Origin of the sequence: Roseibium marinum (assembly GCF_002906165.1) — a bacterium.
Taxonomy (GTDB): Bacteria; Pseudomonadota; Alphaproteobacteria; order Rhizobiales; family Stappiaceae; genus Roseibium; species Roseibium marinum.
This window is the reverse complement of record NZ_PPCN01000008.1, coordinates 198,397-213,937: the sequence shown is the minus strand read 5'-3', so window position 1 is coordinate 213,937 and position 15,541 is coordinate 198,397. Positions and strand designations below refer to the sequence as shown.

Sequence of the window (15,541 nt, the reverse complement as noted above, 5' to 3'; positions counted from 1 at the left end):
GGGTCAGTCGCAGGCCAGCCGGTAGCCGATGCCCCGGACAGTCTGCAGATAGACCGGATTGCCCGGATCGGTTTCGATCTTGCGCCGCAGACGGTTGATCTGCACGTCCACAGTGCGCTCACCGAGACCGCTGTCGTCGCCGACGATCTTGTGACGGGGCACCGTTGCACCGGGCTGTTCGGCAAATATCGACAGGATCTGTTTTTCCCGGTCTGTCAGGCGTACAGGTTGGTCGCCGTTTTTCAGTTCACCCCGACCGGCATTGTAGGAAAACGGACCGAAGCGGATTTCCTGCCGGGCGACAACCGGCTGCTGGTTTCCGCGCCGCAGGATGGCCGCGATCCGCAACATCAGTTCCCGGGGTTCGAAGGGTTTGGCGAGATAATCGTCCACGCCGGCTTCCAGGCCGGCTATCCTGTCGGGAGCGTCCGATCTGGCGGTCAGCATCAGGATCGGAACTTCGGAATCCTTTCGCAGCGAACCGGCAAGCTCCAGTCCGCTTTCTCCCGGCATCATCACGTCCAGGATGATCAGGTCGAATTCCAGGCCGGACAGACACTTGCGCGCCTCGGCGGAATTGGCAGCGGTGGACACACGGAAGCCGTTGTCCTTGAGCAGCCTGGAAAGCAGATCCCTGATCCGTTTGTCGTCGTCTACCAGGAGAATGTGGTTGGCATTGTCGTCAGGCGCCTGAACGTTCATTTCGGTCGTCTCGTCCCCTTGGGTGGTGTCAGGATCGCGTTTGCCGGCTCAACGAACGGACGCTGAGCCCCTTATCTTTCTTTCAGATCGAAGGAACTGCGGACAAGCTTGAGGATGTCCGGCCGGGCATCGGGATCGATCATCTGCAAGAGGAACCTGCGGATGGTTTCCTCACTGCCATCAGGCAGACCAATTAGGGCGCGTTCAAGGCGCTTTTGCTGCAAGCGCGTGAGGTCGACAGCAAGCGCGTGGCCTGTTTCAGTGGTGTAGAGAAGGCGCTGGCGGCGGTCATGATTGCCCTCCCGCTGCTCGATGATCCCGGCGTCCACCAGCTGTTTCAGCACCCGTCCGAGGCTTTGTTTGGTGATCCCCAGTATGCCGAGCAGATCCGTCACCATGATGCCGGGGTTCCGTTCCACGAAATGCAGAACCCTGTGATGGGCCCGGCCGAACTCGTATTGGGCCAGAACTTCGTCCGGATCGCCGGTGAAATCGCGATAGGCAAAAAACAAAAGTTCAATCAGATCATAGGGCAAGGCGTCATCGCCGCCTGCCTCACCGCTGTCCGGCTGCCCGGGTTTGTTTTCCCTCGAAAGGGGGGGAAGTGCACTTTTGAAATTTACGTCAGCCATATTGACTTAATTCTGGTCGATTGTTACTTGTTAGCGTCCGTGGACGAAATGATCGGTCTTTTTGGTGCATTTTTACGCACCAGATGATAAACGAATCCGATCACGAACGCTGCGGTCATCAGGATACCCATAGTTGGCGTGCTGTGCAAAAGATACAGCGGTAAAGCGGGCGCAAGTCTTTGGCGCCATTTGCCTCTGCAACGGAAAACAATAATCGCTCTCAGAGCGGGCGGGAGATGAAAGATGGCTGGAACGCCTTTTGATCAGCTCAGTGGAGACATCTGGTACGACGGCATATTCGTGCCGTGGGCGGACGCGAAACTGCATGTGCTCAGCCACGGGCTGCATTACGGCAGCAGCGTGTTTGAAGGCGAGCGCGCCTATGGCGGCCGGATCTTCAAGTCCGAAGAACATACCAGGCGCCTGCTGGAATCCGGCCGCATGCTCGGCTTCGAGATCCCCTGGACCGCGGAGCAGATCAACGCGGCCAAGGAAGAGACCCTGGCGCGGATGAACCTGACGGATGCCTATATCCGCCCCGTCGCCTGGCGCGGCAGCGAGATGATGGGCATCTCCGCGCAGAAGAACACCATTCACCTGGCCATTGCGGCCTGGGAATGGCCGAGCTATTTCGCGCCGGAGGAACGGCTGAAGGGTATCCGGCTGGACATGGCGGACTACCGCCGTCCCGATCCGAAAACCGCTCCCTACAAGGCCAAGGCCGCCGGTCTTTACATGATCTGCACCATCTCCAAACATGCAGCCGAGTCCAAGGGCTATACGGATGCGCTGATGCTGGACTGGCGCGGGCGGGTGGCGGAAGCGACCGGCGCCAACGTGTTCTTCATCAAGGAAGGCAGGATCCATACCCCGACGCCGGATTGTTTCCTGAACGGGATCACCCGCCAGACGGTCATCGGCCTGGCCAAGGACCGTGGCATAGACGTGGTCGAACGGGTGATCATGCCGGAGGAACTGCCGGATTTCGAGCAGTGCTTCGTCACCGGCACGGCCGCGGAAGTTACGCCGGTCTCGGAAATCGCCGGAAACCGCTATGAAGTCGGCGCGATCATCAAGACGCTCATGGAAGACTACGATGCCGCCGTACGGCCGCAAGCTCCGGCGCTGCAAGCCGCCTCCGGCTGATCGGAAGCCGGCAAAAGCTTAGGAAAAAGGCGGGCATGAGCCCGCCTTTTCTGTTCTGGCCGTCTTTCAATTTTCAGACGGTTTCCCCGCGCTCCGTCGAATGGAACATGCGGCCGCGTTCGGCATAAAGGATGCAGCCGATGGCGCAAAGACCGTAGACCGTATAGGCCAGACCCAGGGGCTGGGTCGTTCCGTCGAAAAGCTGTCCCATGACATAGCCCAGAAGCGCGCCGCCCAGGGTGCTGATGAAACCGATCACGGAAGAGGCGGTCCCTGCGATGGCGCCGAGCGGCTCCATGGCCATGGTATTGAAATTCGCGCCGATGAAGCCGAACGTCGTCATGATGACGGTCACCAGCGCCAGGAAGATCCAGAAGTTCTCGTAGCCGAGTGCGGCAAGCAGATAAATCGTCATCCCCGTCACGGTATAGACCACCGCCGCGGTGTGCGAGAGGCGGCGCATGCCGATGGCCTCCACAAGCTGGGAGTTCATGAAAGAGGCCAAGGCCATGGTAATGGCGATTACGGCAAAAACGATCGGGAAGAGCGTTCCCAGGCCGAAGATGTCGACAAAGATCTGCTGGGACATGGCCAGGAAGGAGAACAGGCCGCCAAAGATGAATGCGGTGCCGACGGTATATCCCAGGCTGACGCGTGTCGTCAGCGCCATCAGGTAGGCGCTGGTGATGGTGGAAAAAACCAGTGGCCGCCGGTTTTCCGGTTCCAGGGTTTCAGGCATGCGCAGACCCGACCATACCAGCATCGCAACGCCGGAAATCAGCAGCAGGGCGAAGATCCAGTGCCAGCCGGCCACAAGCAGGATGGCCTGGCCGATGGAGGGTGCGATGACGGGGACGGACATGAAGACCATCATGACAAGGGACATGACCTTGCCCATGCGCCTGCCGGTATAACAATCGCGGACGATGGAGAGCGCCGTCACCCGAGCCGCGGCGCAGCCGATGCCCTGTGTCACGCGCGCGAACAGCAACTGGTCCAGGTCCACTGCGAAAATACAGGCGATGCTCGCCAGGCTGTAGAGCGCAAGACCGCCAATCAGAATCTTCCGCCGGCCAACGGCGTCCGCGACCGGACCGAAAAACAGCTGCCCGCCGCCAAAGCCGATCAGATAGGTGAGAAGAATAAGCTGCCGGTCATTGTCCTCGGCGATGTCCAGCGCGTTGGCGATGGCCGGCAGGGCGGGAAGCATCACATCGATCGCCATGGCGTTCAGTGCCATAATCATGGCGATGATGGTCACGAATTCGGCGAATGGAATGCCGGGCTCGCGCAGGACTTCGCTGTAGCCGCCGGACTTGGGTGGCCTCGCCGCCGAACGGGCCGGCGGGCTGCTGGATATATCGTCTTTGTGTTTCACGGAATCGAGACCAATTCGAAGGAATGTGACGCGGGGGCGCGTCAAGGAGGGTTTTGAAAGGCTATACGGTCAGTCGTTGAAAATCGGTTGTTTGCGGTTCAGGAAGGTGACCATCGCGCGGCGTCTTTCTCATCGCCTGCCTTGGTGTCCACCCAGGTGCCGCCGGTCCCCGATACGAGGTGCTCCTTTTTCCAGAAAGGTGCCCTGGTTTTCAGAAAGTCCATGAGAAAGTCGGCAGCCTCGAAAGCGGCCCGCCGATGCGCCGAGGCGGCGACGACCAGCACGATGTTCTCACCCGGCGCGATTTTTCCGAAGCGGTGAATGACGCTCAGCCCGGTGAGGGGCCAGCGGGCGACAGCCTCCTCGGCGATGCGTGTCAGCTCGGCTTCGGCCATGCCGGGGTAATGTTCCAGTTCCAGCGCCTCAAGCGTTCCCGCCTCGTCGCGGCACAGCCCGGTGAAGGTTACCAGCGCGCCGACATCCGTGCGGCCAGAGGTGAGGCGTCGCGTTTCCGCCCCGGCGTCGAAATCCTCTGCCTGAACCCTGACAAGCGGTCTCACCTGCATGCCTCAACCGCCCGTCATCGGTGGAAAGAAGGCGACCTCTCTGGCATCGCCGAGATCGGTGTCAGTTTCCACATGCAACTGGTCGAGAGCCACCCGGATGGCGTCTTCCTCCTCGAAGGCGGCCGCGTGGTTGTCGTCCAGGGTTTTCAGATGCGAGATCAGATCGGCGACGGTTTTCACACCTCCTGGAACCTCAATCGTTTCTTCCTCGATGCCGACCCGTTCACGGACCCAGGCGAAATAGCGAATGTTCATGAGAGCCTCGATAGTGTGCGGGCCAACGCCGAAGTGCGCAAACCGGTGCTGGGCGAGCTTAACTTGACTTATCCGATAGGGGAAGTCCGGCGGCCCGGCCCCTGAAAGGGCCGGTCAAGCGGGTCAAACCGGGCTGTTTCCGCTCCCGCCGACCGGCTCCCTACTCCTTGATGAGGTGGCCGATACCGGCGCGGAAATAATCATATCCTGTATATAGGGTGAGTGTGGCGGCAAGCCAGAGGGCGATCAGACCGGTCAAGGTGGTTCCCGGCAGAACCGTGTCGCCCGCGGGGCCCGCCAACAGGAAAGCGACCGCGACCAGTTGGACCGTCGTCTTCCATTTCGCCAGTTTGGTGACCGGCACGCTGACCTGGAGTTCGGCGAGAAACTCCCTCAGTCCCGAGACCAGAATTTCGCGGCACAGGATGATGATCGCGGCGATCATCGACCAGCCGCCAATCGTGCCGTCTCCAGCCAGCACAAGCAGGCAGACGGAGACCAGCAGCTTGTCGGCGATCGGGTCCAGCATGCGTCCCAGCGCCGATTGCTGCTGCCAGGCACGCGCCAGGTAACCATCGAAAAAGTCGGTGACGGCGGCCAGAATGAATATGCCGAGGGCAATCCACCGCGGTGTGTTGCCTTCGAAATAAAAACAGGCTGTAACCGCCGGAACCGCCAGTATGCGCCCATAGGTCAGAAGATTGGGCAGGCTGAGTACAATATTGCGTTTCATGTCGGCTTTCGGATTTCAGGCAGGAGTGCCGGAGCCGCTTTTGTCCGGGGCTGCGGAACATTGCCCGTAAAGACTTCCACGCGGCGGTGTTCCGCGCGCATCCAAGTGTGCGAGATCAATCGAATATGCCATCGCCCAGCTGGTCAATCATCATTTTTGCCTTGCGGATCATCTCGTTCGTCGCGCCCTGCTCGTCCGGCAGGGTATCGGCGCGGATGAAGGTGTGGGTCTTCAGGGTATCACCGATCTGCTTTTCGATCCGTCCGGCAACCTGCCATTGATTGTTCGAAAGCTGCGGTTCCGCAATGATCTGGAACCCGTCATAGACGACCGTTGTGCTCTTCGAGGCGGTTTTTTGGCCCTCGCCTGACGAGCCGAAGAGGGATTTGAACATCTTGCCGAGCATTATGTCACCCATTGCTGATCCGTTTGCCCCTTTTACGAGGGCGAGCGCGGACCTTCAAGGCAAGAGTTGCAAAGGTGGAGCGGGAATGTGTTCGAGAGCAGCGGTCCGGCGCGGTTTTGTTGCCGCGCCGGACCCATGCGTCTTCCGGCGGCCTCAAGGCCATTGAGCCGGTTGGCAGCCGGATGTTACTGGGCGGACGTTACTGGGCCGACGTCACTGGGCGGGACCTGCGCCACCGCGAAGCTGGTTGCGGATGTCAATCAGGACATCCAGTTCCGACGGGCCGGTTTCGACTTCAGGCGCCACATCGTCCGGCTTTTCCGCCGCCGACTTGATATTGTTGACCGCCTTCACGAGCATGAAAACGACGAAGGCGATGATCAGGAAATTGATGCATGAGGTGAGAAACGCCCCGTAGGCGAAAACAGCGGCGCCGCTTTCGCGAGCGGCCGCCAGACCGGCCCCGGCAGGCACGTCCCCGGACAGAACAACATACATCGATGTGAAATCGATCCCGCCGAGCACGAGCCCGATGATCGGATTGATGAGATCGTCAACGAGACTCGATACGATTGCCGTGAAGGCCGCACCGATGATGATGCCGACGGCAAGGTCCATAACGTTGCCCTTGGCGATAAAGTCGCGAAATTCCTTGATCATGTGGTGACCCCAATCTTCCCTGTATACCCGGACACTCAAGTGACATGTGAGTGACAGGCGCTTGCTTGCGTGAAACACCGTGCGGAAATCTAACACATTCCGGGGCGGTAAAAAGATTGCTTGTTTTTCCAATGGTTTGGTAAAGCTCAGGCGTCATCTATCCGGCGTCTCCATTGTCTGCTGAGCGGTCCGTTCGAAGCCGGCTTTCCACCGGCAGGGCACGATGCTGCCCCGGTACGGACAAAAAAACGCGTGATCGGAACGGTGCGGGCCGGTATCAAGTTGCATTCCCTCCCGCGAGGTCAGCAAGTATGAGCAGGTTCTGGAGTCCGATCGTCGAAAAGCTGGTGCCATACACGCCCGGGGAGCAACCCGGGCAGCGAAACGTCATCAAGCTCAACACCAACGAAAACCCTTATGGCCCGTCTCCGCATGCCCTGGAGGCCATCCGCGTCGCGACCGGGGACGGGCTGAGGCTTTATCCGGATCCCGCCGCCACGGACCTGCGCAAGGCGATAGCCGCAACATTGGGTCTGGATGTGGATCATGTTTATGCGGGCAACGGCTCCGACGAGGTTCTGGCGCATGCGTTCAACGCCTTTTTCACCGGCAAGGATGCGATTGTCTTCCCGGACATCACTTACAGTTTTTACAGAACCTACTGCGAGCTCTATTCGATACAGGCCGACAAGATTCCGCTCGATGCAGCTTTCCGGTGCAATCCGCAGGACTATCGGCGCCCGTGCGGAGGCGTGGTGATCGCCAATCCGAACGCGCCGACCGGTATCGCCATGCCGCTTGAGGACATCGCCCGGATCGCGCGGCAGAACCCGGATGTCGTCGTGATCGTCGATGAGGCCTATGTGGATTTCGGGGCTGAGAGCGCGGTGTCGCTGGTGCCGCGCTTTGAAAATCTGCTTGTCGTGCAGACCTTCTCCAAATCCCGCAGCCTCGCTGGGCTGCGTGTCGGATTTGCCGTCGCGCAGCCGCACCTGATCGATGCGCTCCAGCGGGTCAAGGACAGCTTCAACTCCTATCCGCTCGGCCGCCTCGCGCTCGCCGGAGCCGTTGCCGCGTGGAAGGACCGGGAGTGGTTCGACAGGACCCGGCAGCTCGTCATGGCGGACCGGGACGGGACAGCGAAAGCACTGCAGGATCAGGGCTTCGATGTTCTGCCGTCCGCGGCGAATTTCCTGTTCGCATCCCATCAGAAGGTTCCCGCCGAAAAGCTGCTCAGGGACCTTCGCGCGCGCGGCATTCTGGTCCGGTATTTCGCCAGGGACCGCATCGGGAACCACCTGAGGATTTCCATCGGCACGACAGAGGAATGCGCCGCCTTGCTGGAGGCGACCGGGAGCATCGTCCGGGAATAGAAGCTTTCAGGGGATGTGACTTTCGGACATCGCGCGGTCCGCGCCGTTGTTCGGCGCTACAGCTTACCCGAGTTCCCGGCGCGTCCAGTGATTGCGGCACAGCGAGACGTAGGTTTCGTTTCCGCCGATGACCACCTGATCGCCTTCCTCGATGATCTTGCCGTCGCTGCCCAGCCGGGCGGTCATGGTGGCCTTGCGGCCGCACCAGCAGATCGACTTGATTTCCTTCAGATTGTCGGCAAGCGCCAGCAGGACGGCGCTGCCGGGAAAGAGCTTGCCCTGAAAATCGGTGCGCAGCCCGAAACACATGACCGGAATGCGGAGCCGATCAGCGACCCGCGCCAGCTGCCAGACCTGTTCCTCGGTCAGGAACTGTGCTTCATCGACAAGGACGGCGTGCACCTGTCGGGTTTCGTGTGCCTTTGCAACATGTTGCAGGACATTGTCCGCGGAGGAGAATATATCGGCATCGGCGGACAGCCCGATCCGGGACGCAATCCTGCCTTTGCCGGCGCGGTCGTCGAATGCCGCGATGAGCAGAAGCGCGTTCATGCCCCGCTCCTTGTAGTTATAGGCGGCCTGCAACAGTGCCGTCGATTTGCCGGCATTCATCGAGGAATAGTTGAAATAAAGCTTGGCCATAGGTCTGCAGGGAGAATCGGTTGAGGTTTTCGCAGTGTTTCCAATCCGGGATACCGCCTCAAACAGCCCCAGGTTGAAATCACAGGCAATCTTTCAATTGCCGCCGGGCTTCGCAAGGCCAAGCTCGACGATTAGGGGGAGATGGTCGGAACCGATATCGGGGCCGATCGATACGCTGAGCACCTGCATGTCATCGGAAACCGCGAACTGGTCCACAGGGGCACCCAGAAGCCAGTGCAGGCGGTAGTCGAAGAAAAAGCGGGTGGTCTGCGGCCAGCGGTCCGGATACGCGGTCTTCAGGCCGGTTGTGGTCAGGGTTTGCTGGAACCGGGCTGACCAGGGCGAACTGTTCCAGTCGCCGATGGCCAGGACCGGGCCGTCATTGGCGGCCTTCAGGCCGCTGATGAGCTTGTCGGCCTCCTCGAAATAATGGCGCTTGTTCAGCCATCGGGATTCCGTTCGCGGGCTGTCCGGATGGATGGCCACGAGATTAAGGGGGCCGGCCCCGGTCTCCAGCTTGAGGGAGAAGAGTTCGCGGTCCGCGTTGTAATAGACATTGGCTCCGGGAGGCAACTCACCCTGAATGACGGTTGTGGTTTCGTCCAGGACCGGAAAGCGGGAGTAGATGGCAAGGCCGCCCAGTTCTCCGACCTTGAGGTATGGCGGAAAGCCGTGTTCTCCCGCGCTGCCGACGGACAGACCCAGACGCTGCCAGCGCTGTTCCTGCAATCCCCAAAGGGTCTCCTGAAGGACGACAATGTCCGCCATTTCCTTCTCAAGAAATGCCTGCAAAGCCCTGTCTCCCAGAAACAGGTGCTCGAGATTGATCGAAACGACCTTCAGCGGCACGCTTCCGGCCTGAAGCGGGGCGGGTTCCACCGTATTTGCCAATGTGCGGGCGCCGGCCAGTCCGGCAAGGCCGATCAGCGCCAGGACGGCCAGAAACCAGACCGTTTTGTAGAGCAGGGCGAACCGGTGCCGCACGAAAAATCCGAGCGCCCCCCCCAGGCAACCCAACAGACCGGCCGCGAGGAACTGCCTGAGGAAGAAGCTCATGTTGTCGGCAAGCCAGAAATCGGGGGCCGCGAAATTTGATAATCCAAGAGCGCTGACCGCCAGGGCGCCAAGGCAACCGCACCAGCCGATGAGCGAGAGCAGTGTCCTGATCAATGAACCCGACCTTGAAGTGTTTGTGAACATCATGAGCCGATCGTATCCGATTGGTGCGGGCTTGCGCTTTTGAACTTCAGCCGTCCTTTGCCAATTGAAAAGGCTGAAACGTCTACTCATGGAAATGGTCGTAGACCAGTTTGGCAATGGCTTCGGAAATGCCCGGTACGGCGGCCAGATCGTCGACCCCTGCCTTGGATACGGCCTTGGCGGTGCCGAAATGGCGCAAAAGGGCCTTCTTCCGTGTCGGGCCGACGCCGGCGATCTCATCCAGCGGGTTCCTGGTGATGTCCTTCTTGCGGCGGGCGCGGTGGCTGCCGATGGCGAAGCGGTGGGCCTCGTCGCGCAGGCGCTGGACGAAATAGAGCACCGGATCGCGCTCGGGAAGCATGAAGGACTGGCGGCCGGGCATGAAGAATTTTTCCCGGCCCGCATCGCGGTCGGGTCCCTTGGCGATGCCGACAAGAGGCACATCCGTGATGCCAAGGCTTTCCAGTGTCTCCCGCGCGGCGGTCAACTGGCCCTGTCCTCCGTCGATCAAAAGCAGATCCGGCCAGGCCGGCATGTCGGTTGCCGCCGGGGCCAAGTCAGCGTTGTCCGGATCTTCCGCGACAGCGGCATCTTCGGCAACGGCCGGTTTTTCCCGAACGTGTTCCTTGAGCAGGCGGGAAAAGCGGCGGCTCAGAACCTCGCGCATCATGCCGTAGTCATCGCCGGGAACGAGATCCTCGGACTTGATATTGAATTTGCGGTACTGGCCCTTGGTGAAGCCTTCCGTTCCCGCAACGATCATGCCGCCGACCGCGTTGGTTCCCATGATATGGGAATTGTCGTAGACCTCGATGCGGCGCGGAACGGCTTCAAGATCGAAGGCTTCCGCAACGCCCTTGAGGAGCCGCGCCTGGCTGGAGGTTTCGGCAAGGCGCCGGCCGAGAGCCTCGCGCGCATTGGTCAGGGCGTGATCGACAAGCTCCTTTTTCTCACCCCTTTTGGGTTTCGCGACCTCGATTTTCCTGCCGGAACGTTCGCTCAGGGCTTCGGCCAGCAGCTCCTGTTCGGCAAGCTCATGGGACAGGAGGATCTGTTTCGGGGCGGGCTTGTCGTCATAAAACTGGGCGAGAAAGCTCTCCAGAATGTCCGCTTCCTCGAAGGATTTGTCGGCTTTGGGAAAATAGGCCCGGTTGCCCCAGTTCTGACCGGTGCGGAAGAAGAACACCTGAACGCAGGTCTGTCCGCCGTCCTGATGGATGGCGAAGACGTCCGCTTCTTCCACCGTCTGCGGATTGATGCCCTGATGGGCCTGAACGTGCGAAAGAGCCGAGAGGCGGTCGCGGTATATCGCGGCGCGTTCGAATTCCAGTTCGGCGGAGGCGGTTTCCATCTGGCGGGCGAGCTGGGTCTTGATCAACTGGCTGCGGCCGGAGAGGAAGGCCTTCGCCTCCGAGACCAGGCCCGCATAGTCTTCCGGATCGATTTCCCTCGTGCAGGGAGCCGCGCAGCGCTTGATCTGGTACTGCAGGCAGGGACGGGTGCGGTTTTCGTAGTAGCTGTCCGAGCAGGTACGGATCAGAAAGGCCTTCTGCAGGGCATTGATCGTCCGGTCGACCGCTCCGGCGGAAGCGAACGGACCGAAATACTCTCCCTTGCGCTTGCGGGCGCCCCTGTGTTTGACGATCGCGGGAGACTCGTGGTCGCCGGTCACCAGGATATAGGGAAAGGACTTGTCGTCCCGCAGCAGAACGTTGAAGCGCGGGCGCAGGCGCTTGATCAGGTTGGCTTCCAGGAGCAGGGCTTCCGGTTCCGTCCTTGTGACGACGAATTCCATCGCCGCCGTCGCCATGATCATGCGCATGATCCGGTTCGACTGGCCCTGCAGCCGGGTATAGCTGATGACCCGTTTTTTCAGGCTGCGCGCCTTGCCGACGTAAAGGACTTCGCCCTTGTCATCCAGCATCCGGTAAACACCGGGGCCATTGGGCAGGCGTTTCACCTCGTCGGCGATCACCTCGACACCCTTTTTTGCGGGGGCGGCGTCTTCGGCAGCCGGGCTTTCGGCCGGGTTTTGAGAATCGGGCGTTTCCTGCATGCCTGACATTTAAGCGTGGAAAGCCGTTTGGGAAAGAGGCGGTCGCGAACGAAACCGGGTCAGTTGACATGTCCGAGTACATAAACGGACGCAATGTAAACGCAGTAGGCTATCGTCATCACCAGACCCGAGACCTTGTTGAGGCAGATGCGGTAACCGGCAAGGGCGGTCAGCAGCAATGCGCAGGCAAGCATCACCCAGACGTCCAGGTTCAGCACTTCGGGCGGCACGTCGATGGGGACGACGACCGCCGTGATGCCGATGATCGCCAGCAGGTTGAAGATATTGGAGCCGATGACGTTGCCGATCGCCACCGCGCCGTGCTGGCGGATGGCGGCCATGACGGTTGTCGCAAGTTCCGGCAGCGAGGTGCCGATCGCAATGACCGTGAGGCCTATCACGGCTTCGCTCACACCCCAGGCGGCCGCGATCGAGGTTGCTCCCGAGATGGTGAAATGCGCGCCAAGCGGCAGGCCGACAAGGCCGAGGAGAATATAGACCAGTGCGATCCAGAGCGAGTCCGGCACGTCCTCGACATCATCGAGAACGTCGGAGGTATCCGGGTCCGCATCCGCCACAGCGGCGCCCGCCGCCGCGGCCGCAATGGCCTTTTGTTCCTTGCGGTGGTTGCGGGCGGTCATGGTGGAGGCTGCCAGAAAGAAGACGAGCAGCGCCAGCAGCACGAGACCCGCCGGCAGTCCAATGGGCGTGAAGAAACACAGGGCGATAAACACCATTGTCACCGCGACCATGAATATCGCATTGCGGGTCGCTCCGGTTTCGCCGCAAGGCGTCGCCGCGATCATGGCGGGCAGGCCGAGCACGAGAAGGACATTGGCAATATTGGAGCCGACGACATTGCCGATCGCGATACCGCCGGCGCCTTCCAGAGCCGCCTTAAGGGAAATCACCAGTTCCGGAGCGGAGGTGCCGAAGGCAACGATGGTCAGGCCGATGACCAGGTTCGGGATACCCAGCCGCTGCGCGATACCGACAGACCCCCTGACCAAGACATCACCGGCGATAATCAAAACAACCAATCCGCCTGCGAGGCTTACATAGTCAAAGAGCATTTATGAATTCCGGTCCGGGTTCGGTGTGAGGCGGCTGCGGGAGGGGGCGCCGAACTGCCTGGGCGCCTTATACGCAATAGATTGGTATGGGGAAAGCCGGTGGCAAGGATCTTTACACCGGGCGGTGTGGCAATTTCTTCCGATCTGGATCGCGAAATGCAATCGCCTTAAGCGATCTTTCATCGTGTCTGAATGTTGCCGTCATTCGTCATCAAAACTCCTAAATCTCAATCCTGATCCGCCACAAAGGCTCTCCATATCTGCACAGTGGGGAGTGTGAGGATGCGGCAGCGCCGCCCTCCTGCTCGTTATTGGCCGACATGTTTCGGCCAAACCAAGTTTGGAAATGTGGATCTGGAGTATCTGTGATGAAACGTCTTGCACTTGCGGGTTTGGCACTGACGGCGGGGATCGCGCCGCTTTGGGCCGCGGACCTGCCGCAATCGCCGGCACCGGTCTATGAGGCAGTTCCGTCCCCACAGCAGTCCATCGACTGGACCGGGCTCTATGTCGGCGGAAATCTGGGCTGGGCTTTCGGACATTTCGATAATCGCGCCGGCGGTAACAGCGGTCTGGACACCGATGCGAACGGTGTCGCCGGTGGCCTTTATACCGGCTACAATTTTCAGGTGACGCCGAATGTGGTGGTCGGCGCTGAAGCCGATTTCAGCCTGACCGACCTTGAGGAGAACAAGACCAGCAACGGTCTGACTGTTCAATCGAAGTCTAACTGGAATTCCAATATCCGGGCTCGGCTGGGTTACAGTTTCGACCGCTATCTGGTCTATGGCGCCGGCGGTCTGGCTCTCGCCGATCTGGAAGTTTCCGGCAACGGCGACAGCGACAGCAAGACGGCTCTCGGCTGGACGCTGGGTGCCGGCGGCGAGGCTGCGATCACCAACAATCTGAGCGCCAAGCTCGAATATGTGTATCAGGATTTCGGCGAGCAGGACTTCAACCTGAACGGTACGGGTGTGAGCTCGGACCTGAACACGTCGCAGGTACGCCTCGGTCTCGGCTACAAATTCTGACCGTTGAGCCTGTCTGAAGAAATCGGCCCGGCACCTCAAAGGTGCCGGGTTTTTTGTTACAAGTAGTTACACGCTTTTCAGAATTTCGCCCAGGAAGCATGATAAACAAGACGCCAGGGCGTAAGGCGATGTTGCAGTGCTACATTTTTTGTGCCGGTTGCGGTTGGAGAGGTGAATGCGGTTTTTGATGCGTGGACTGCTGGGTCTGGCATTGATGGCGGTGATGATCGGTTTTGCCGGTATCGGCGTCTACCGGTTGTACACCGCGACGACGGCGGAGGATACCGTCCGCCAGCGGCCCGCGCGCGAGCGCAGCTACTCGGTAAATGTCGCTGAACTTGCGCCCGTAACGATATCGCCTGTCACCACCGCTTATGGCGAGATCGTGAGCTGGCGGTCTCTGGAGTTGCGCGCCAGCACCGAAGGCCTTCTGGTCGATGTGGCGAGAAAATTCCGGGACGGCGCCGCCGTTGCCGAGGGCGAACTGCTGCTCAGGATCGATCCGGCGAACGCGGAATTCCTGGTTCTGGATGCGGAAGCGGCGCTGGCGGATGCGCAGGCCGGGAAAACGGAAGCCGAGGAAGCGATTGTCGGCGCCGAGCAGGAACTGGAAGCGGCCCGCCGGCAGCTCGTTCTCCGCAGGCAGTCTCTTGAGCGCCAGGAGCAACTCAAGGACAAGGGCTATTCGACCGCGGTCCAGGTCGAGACCGAGGAACTTGGTGTCGCCTCTCTGGAACAGTCGCTGAGCAACCGGCTGCAATCGGTGATCACAGCCCGCAAGCGTGTCGAGCGCATGGAGCTGACCGTCAAACGCGCGCAATTCGCGCTGGAAGAAGCGCGGCGGGTGTTGAACGAAACCGCGCTGACAGCTCCCTTCAGCGGCAATTTATCCGAGGTCAACGCCACGCTCGGCCGGCGGGTCAGTCAATCGGAAACCCTGGCCTTGCTGATAGATCCAGCCGCCCTGGAAGCGAAGTTCTCACTGTCGACCAGCGAATTCTCGCGGCTTCTGGATGATGGCGGCAATCTCATCAAGGCTCCGGTAATCGTGACGCTGCAGCTTGGCGGCCGGTCGCTCGAAGTCGCCGGCAATATCGACCGGGCGGCCGCGGTCGTGTCGGAAGGGGAGGCGGGCCGGACCCTGTTCGCGACCCTGGAACTGGAACCCGGCACGGCGCTGCGCCCCGGAGATTTCGTCAAGGTGGAGGTGCAAGAGCCGGAACTCAGCCGCGTTGCGGTCGTTCCTTCGTCCGCCGTCACCGAAGACGGCCGCCTGCTGATTGTCGGCGACGGCGACCGTATCCGGGAAATCCGCACTACCTTGCTGCGCCGGATGGGCAATGAGGTTGTTCTGGCGGACGTGCCTTTCGGCACGGATTATGTCCGCGAGAGGCTGCCGCAGCTCGGCACGGGACTTAAGGTCACTCCGCGCCGCAGTGGCGAAGAGGGTGCGGCGCCGGCCGCGGACAGTCCCGCAACGGCTCGGATGTCTGAAGCCGGTGAGGAAGGCGCGCGGGGCGATCTGGTTGCACTTGACCCGGAGCGGCGGGCGGCCCTGATCGAACAGCTCAACAGCTCCGACATGCCTGAAAACCGCAAGGCCCGGCTGCTCGCCACGTTGAATCAGCCGATGGTGCCGAAAGATCTGATCGACCGGCTGGAACAACGGCTCGGAAGCAGGGGCTGAC

16 protein-coding genes are annotated in these 15,541 nt (G+C 60.6%); 4 read left to right on the top strand and 12 right to left on the bottom strand.

Going from position 1 to position 15,541, the window contains the following annotated elements; translation table 11 throughout:
• Positions 1–3: 3 nt before the first annotated feature.
• On the bottom strand, positions 4–702 hold the full coding sequence (locus tag CLV41_RS18085; protein WP_103223825.1) for a response regulator: 699 nt from the start codon (positions 700–702) through the stop codon (positions 4–6).
• 71 nt (positions 703–773) lie between these two features.
• Complete coding sequence (locus CLV41_RS18080; protein ID WP_103223824.1) at positions 774–1,334, bottom strand: MarR family winged helix-turn-helix transcriptional regulator; 561 nt, start codon at positions 1,332–1,334, stop codon at positions 774–776.
• Positions 1,335–1,577: 243 nt separating this feature from the next.
• Between CLV41_RS18080 and CLV41_RS18075 the strand changes: the two genes are divergently transcribed.
• Entirely contained in the window at positions 1,578–2,480 is a 903-nt protein-coding gene (locus tag CLV41_RS18075) for a branched-chain amino acid aminotransferase (protein ID WP_103223823.1), read from the top strand.
• A 73-nt stretch (positions 2,481–2,553) separates the two neighbouring features.
• On the opposite strand, the gene CLV41_RS18070 is transcribed toward CLV41_RS18075, so the two are convergent.
• The 6 genes from CLV41_RS18070 to mscL all read right to left on the bottom strand — a co-directional run bounded on the left by CLV41_RS18070 (position 2,554) and on the right by mscL (position 6,478).
• A complete protein-coding gene (locus CLV41_RS18070) occupies positions 2,554–3,858 on the bottom strand; it encodes a multidrug effflux MFS transporter (RefSeq protein WP_328590044.1) in 1,305 nt (434 codons plus the stop codon).
• 98 nt (positions 3,859–3,956) lie between these two features.
• Positions 3,957–4,424, bottom strand: a complete 468-nt coding sequence (locus CLV41_RS18065; RefSeq protein ID WP_103223822.1) for a molybdenum cofactor biosynthesis protein MoaE — start codon at positions 4,422–4,424, stop codon at positions 3,957–3,959.
• Between the two features lie 3 nt (positions 4,425–4,427).
• Positions 4,428–4,679 carry a molybdopterin converting factor subunit 1 gene (gene moaD, locus CLV41_RS18060; RefSeq protein ID WP_103223821.1) on the bottom strand — a complete coding sequence of 84 codons (252 nt, stop codon included), beginning with the start codon at positions 4,677–4,679 and terminating at the stop codon, positions 4,428–4,430.
• A 160-nt stretch (positions 4,680–4,839) separates the two neighbouring features.
• Positions 4,840–5,412 carry a CDP-diacylglycerol--glycerol-3-phosphate 3-phosphatidyltransferase gene (gene pgsA / locus CLV41_RS18055; RefSeq protein WP_103223820.1) on the bottom strand — a complete coding sequence of 191 codons (573 nt, stop codon included), beginning with the start codon at positions 5,410–5,412 and terminating at the stop codon, positions 4,840–4,842.
• Between the two features lie 115 nt (positions 5,413–5,527).
• Positions 5,528–5,830, bottom strand: coding sequence for an HlyU family transcriptional regulator (locus CLV41_RS18050; protein ID WP_208987583.1), 303 nt, complete (start codon positions 5,828–5,830; stop codon positions 5,528–5,530).
• A 201-nt stretch (positions 5,831–6,031) separates the two neighbouring features.
• Positions 6,032–6,478, bottom strand: coding sequence for a large conductance mechanosensitive channel protein MscL (gene mscL, locus CLV41_RS18045; RefSeq protein WP_103223819.1), 447 nt, complete (start codon positions 6,476–6,478; stop codon positions 6,032–6,034).
• Between the two features lie 311 nt (positions 6,479–6,789).
• On the opposite strand from mscL, the gene hisC reads away from it, so the two are divergent.
• On the top strand, positions 6,790–7,851 hold the full coding sequence (gene hisC / locus CLV41_RS18040) for a histidinol-phosphate transaminase (RefSeq protein WP_103223818.1): 1,062 nt from the start codon (positions 6,790–6,792) through the stop codon (positions 7,849–7,851).
• Positions 7,852–7,914: 63 nt separating this feature from the next.
• Here hisC and CLV41_RS18035 read toward each other — a convergent pair whose 3' ends face one another.
• From CLV41_RS18035 to CLV41_RS18020, 4 genes are all read right to left on the bottom strand, one after another.
• The gene (locus CLV41_RS18035) at positions 7,915–8,493 is read right to left on the bottom strand and encodes a thymidine kinase (RefSeq protein WP_103223817.1); all 579 of its coding nucleotides are present in this window, start codon (positions 8,491–8,493) and stop codon (positions 7,915–7,917) included.
• A 93-nt stretch (positions 8,494–8,586) separates the two neighbouring features.
• The gene (locus tag CLV41_RS18030) at positions 8,587–9,663 is read right to left on the bottom strand and encodes an endonuclease/exonuclease/phosphatase family protein (RefSeq protein ID WP_208987582.1); all 1,077 of its coding nucleotides are present in this window, start codon (positions 9,661–9,663) and stop codon (positions 8,587–8,589) included.
• A gap of 112 nt (positions 9,664–9,775) precedes the next feature.
• Positions 9,776–11,749 carry an excinuclease ABC subunit UvrC gene (gene uvrC, locus CLV41_RS18025; protein ID WP_103223816.1) on the bottom strand — a complete coding sequence of 658 codons (1,974 nt, stop codon included), beginning with the start codon at positions 11,747–11,749 and terminating at the stop codon, positions 9,776–9,778.
• A 59-nt stretch (positions 11,750–11,808) separates the two neighbouring features.
• Positions 11,809–12,822, bottom strand: coding sequence for a calcium/sodium antiporter (locus CLV41_RS18020; protein ID WP_103223815.1), 1,014 nt, complete (start codon positions 12,820–12,822; stop codon positions 11,809–11,811).
• Between the two features lie 368 nt (positions 12,823–13,190).
• On the opposite strand from CLV41_RS18020, the gene CLV41_RS18015 reads away from it, so the two are divergent.
• Together CLV41_RS18015 and CLV41_RS18010 are read left to right on the top strand one after the other, a co-directional pair.
• Entirely contained in the window at positions 13,191–13,853 is a 663-nt protein-coding gene (locus CLV41_RS18015) for an outer membrane protein (RefSeq protein ID WP_103223814.1), read from the top strand.
• A 175-nt stretch (positions 13,854–14,028) separates the two neighbouring features.
• Positions 14,029–15,540 (top strand): efflux RND transporter periplasmic adaptor subunit, encoded by a 1,512-nt coding sequence (locus tag CLV41_RS18010; RefSeq protein ID WP_103223813.1) that lies wholly within the window; start codon positions 14,029–14,031, stop codon positions 15,538–15,540.
• Position 15,541: the final 1 nt, after the last annotated feature.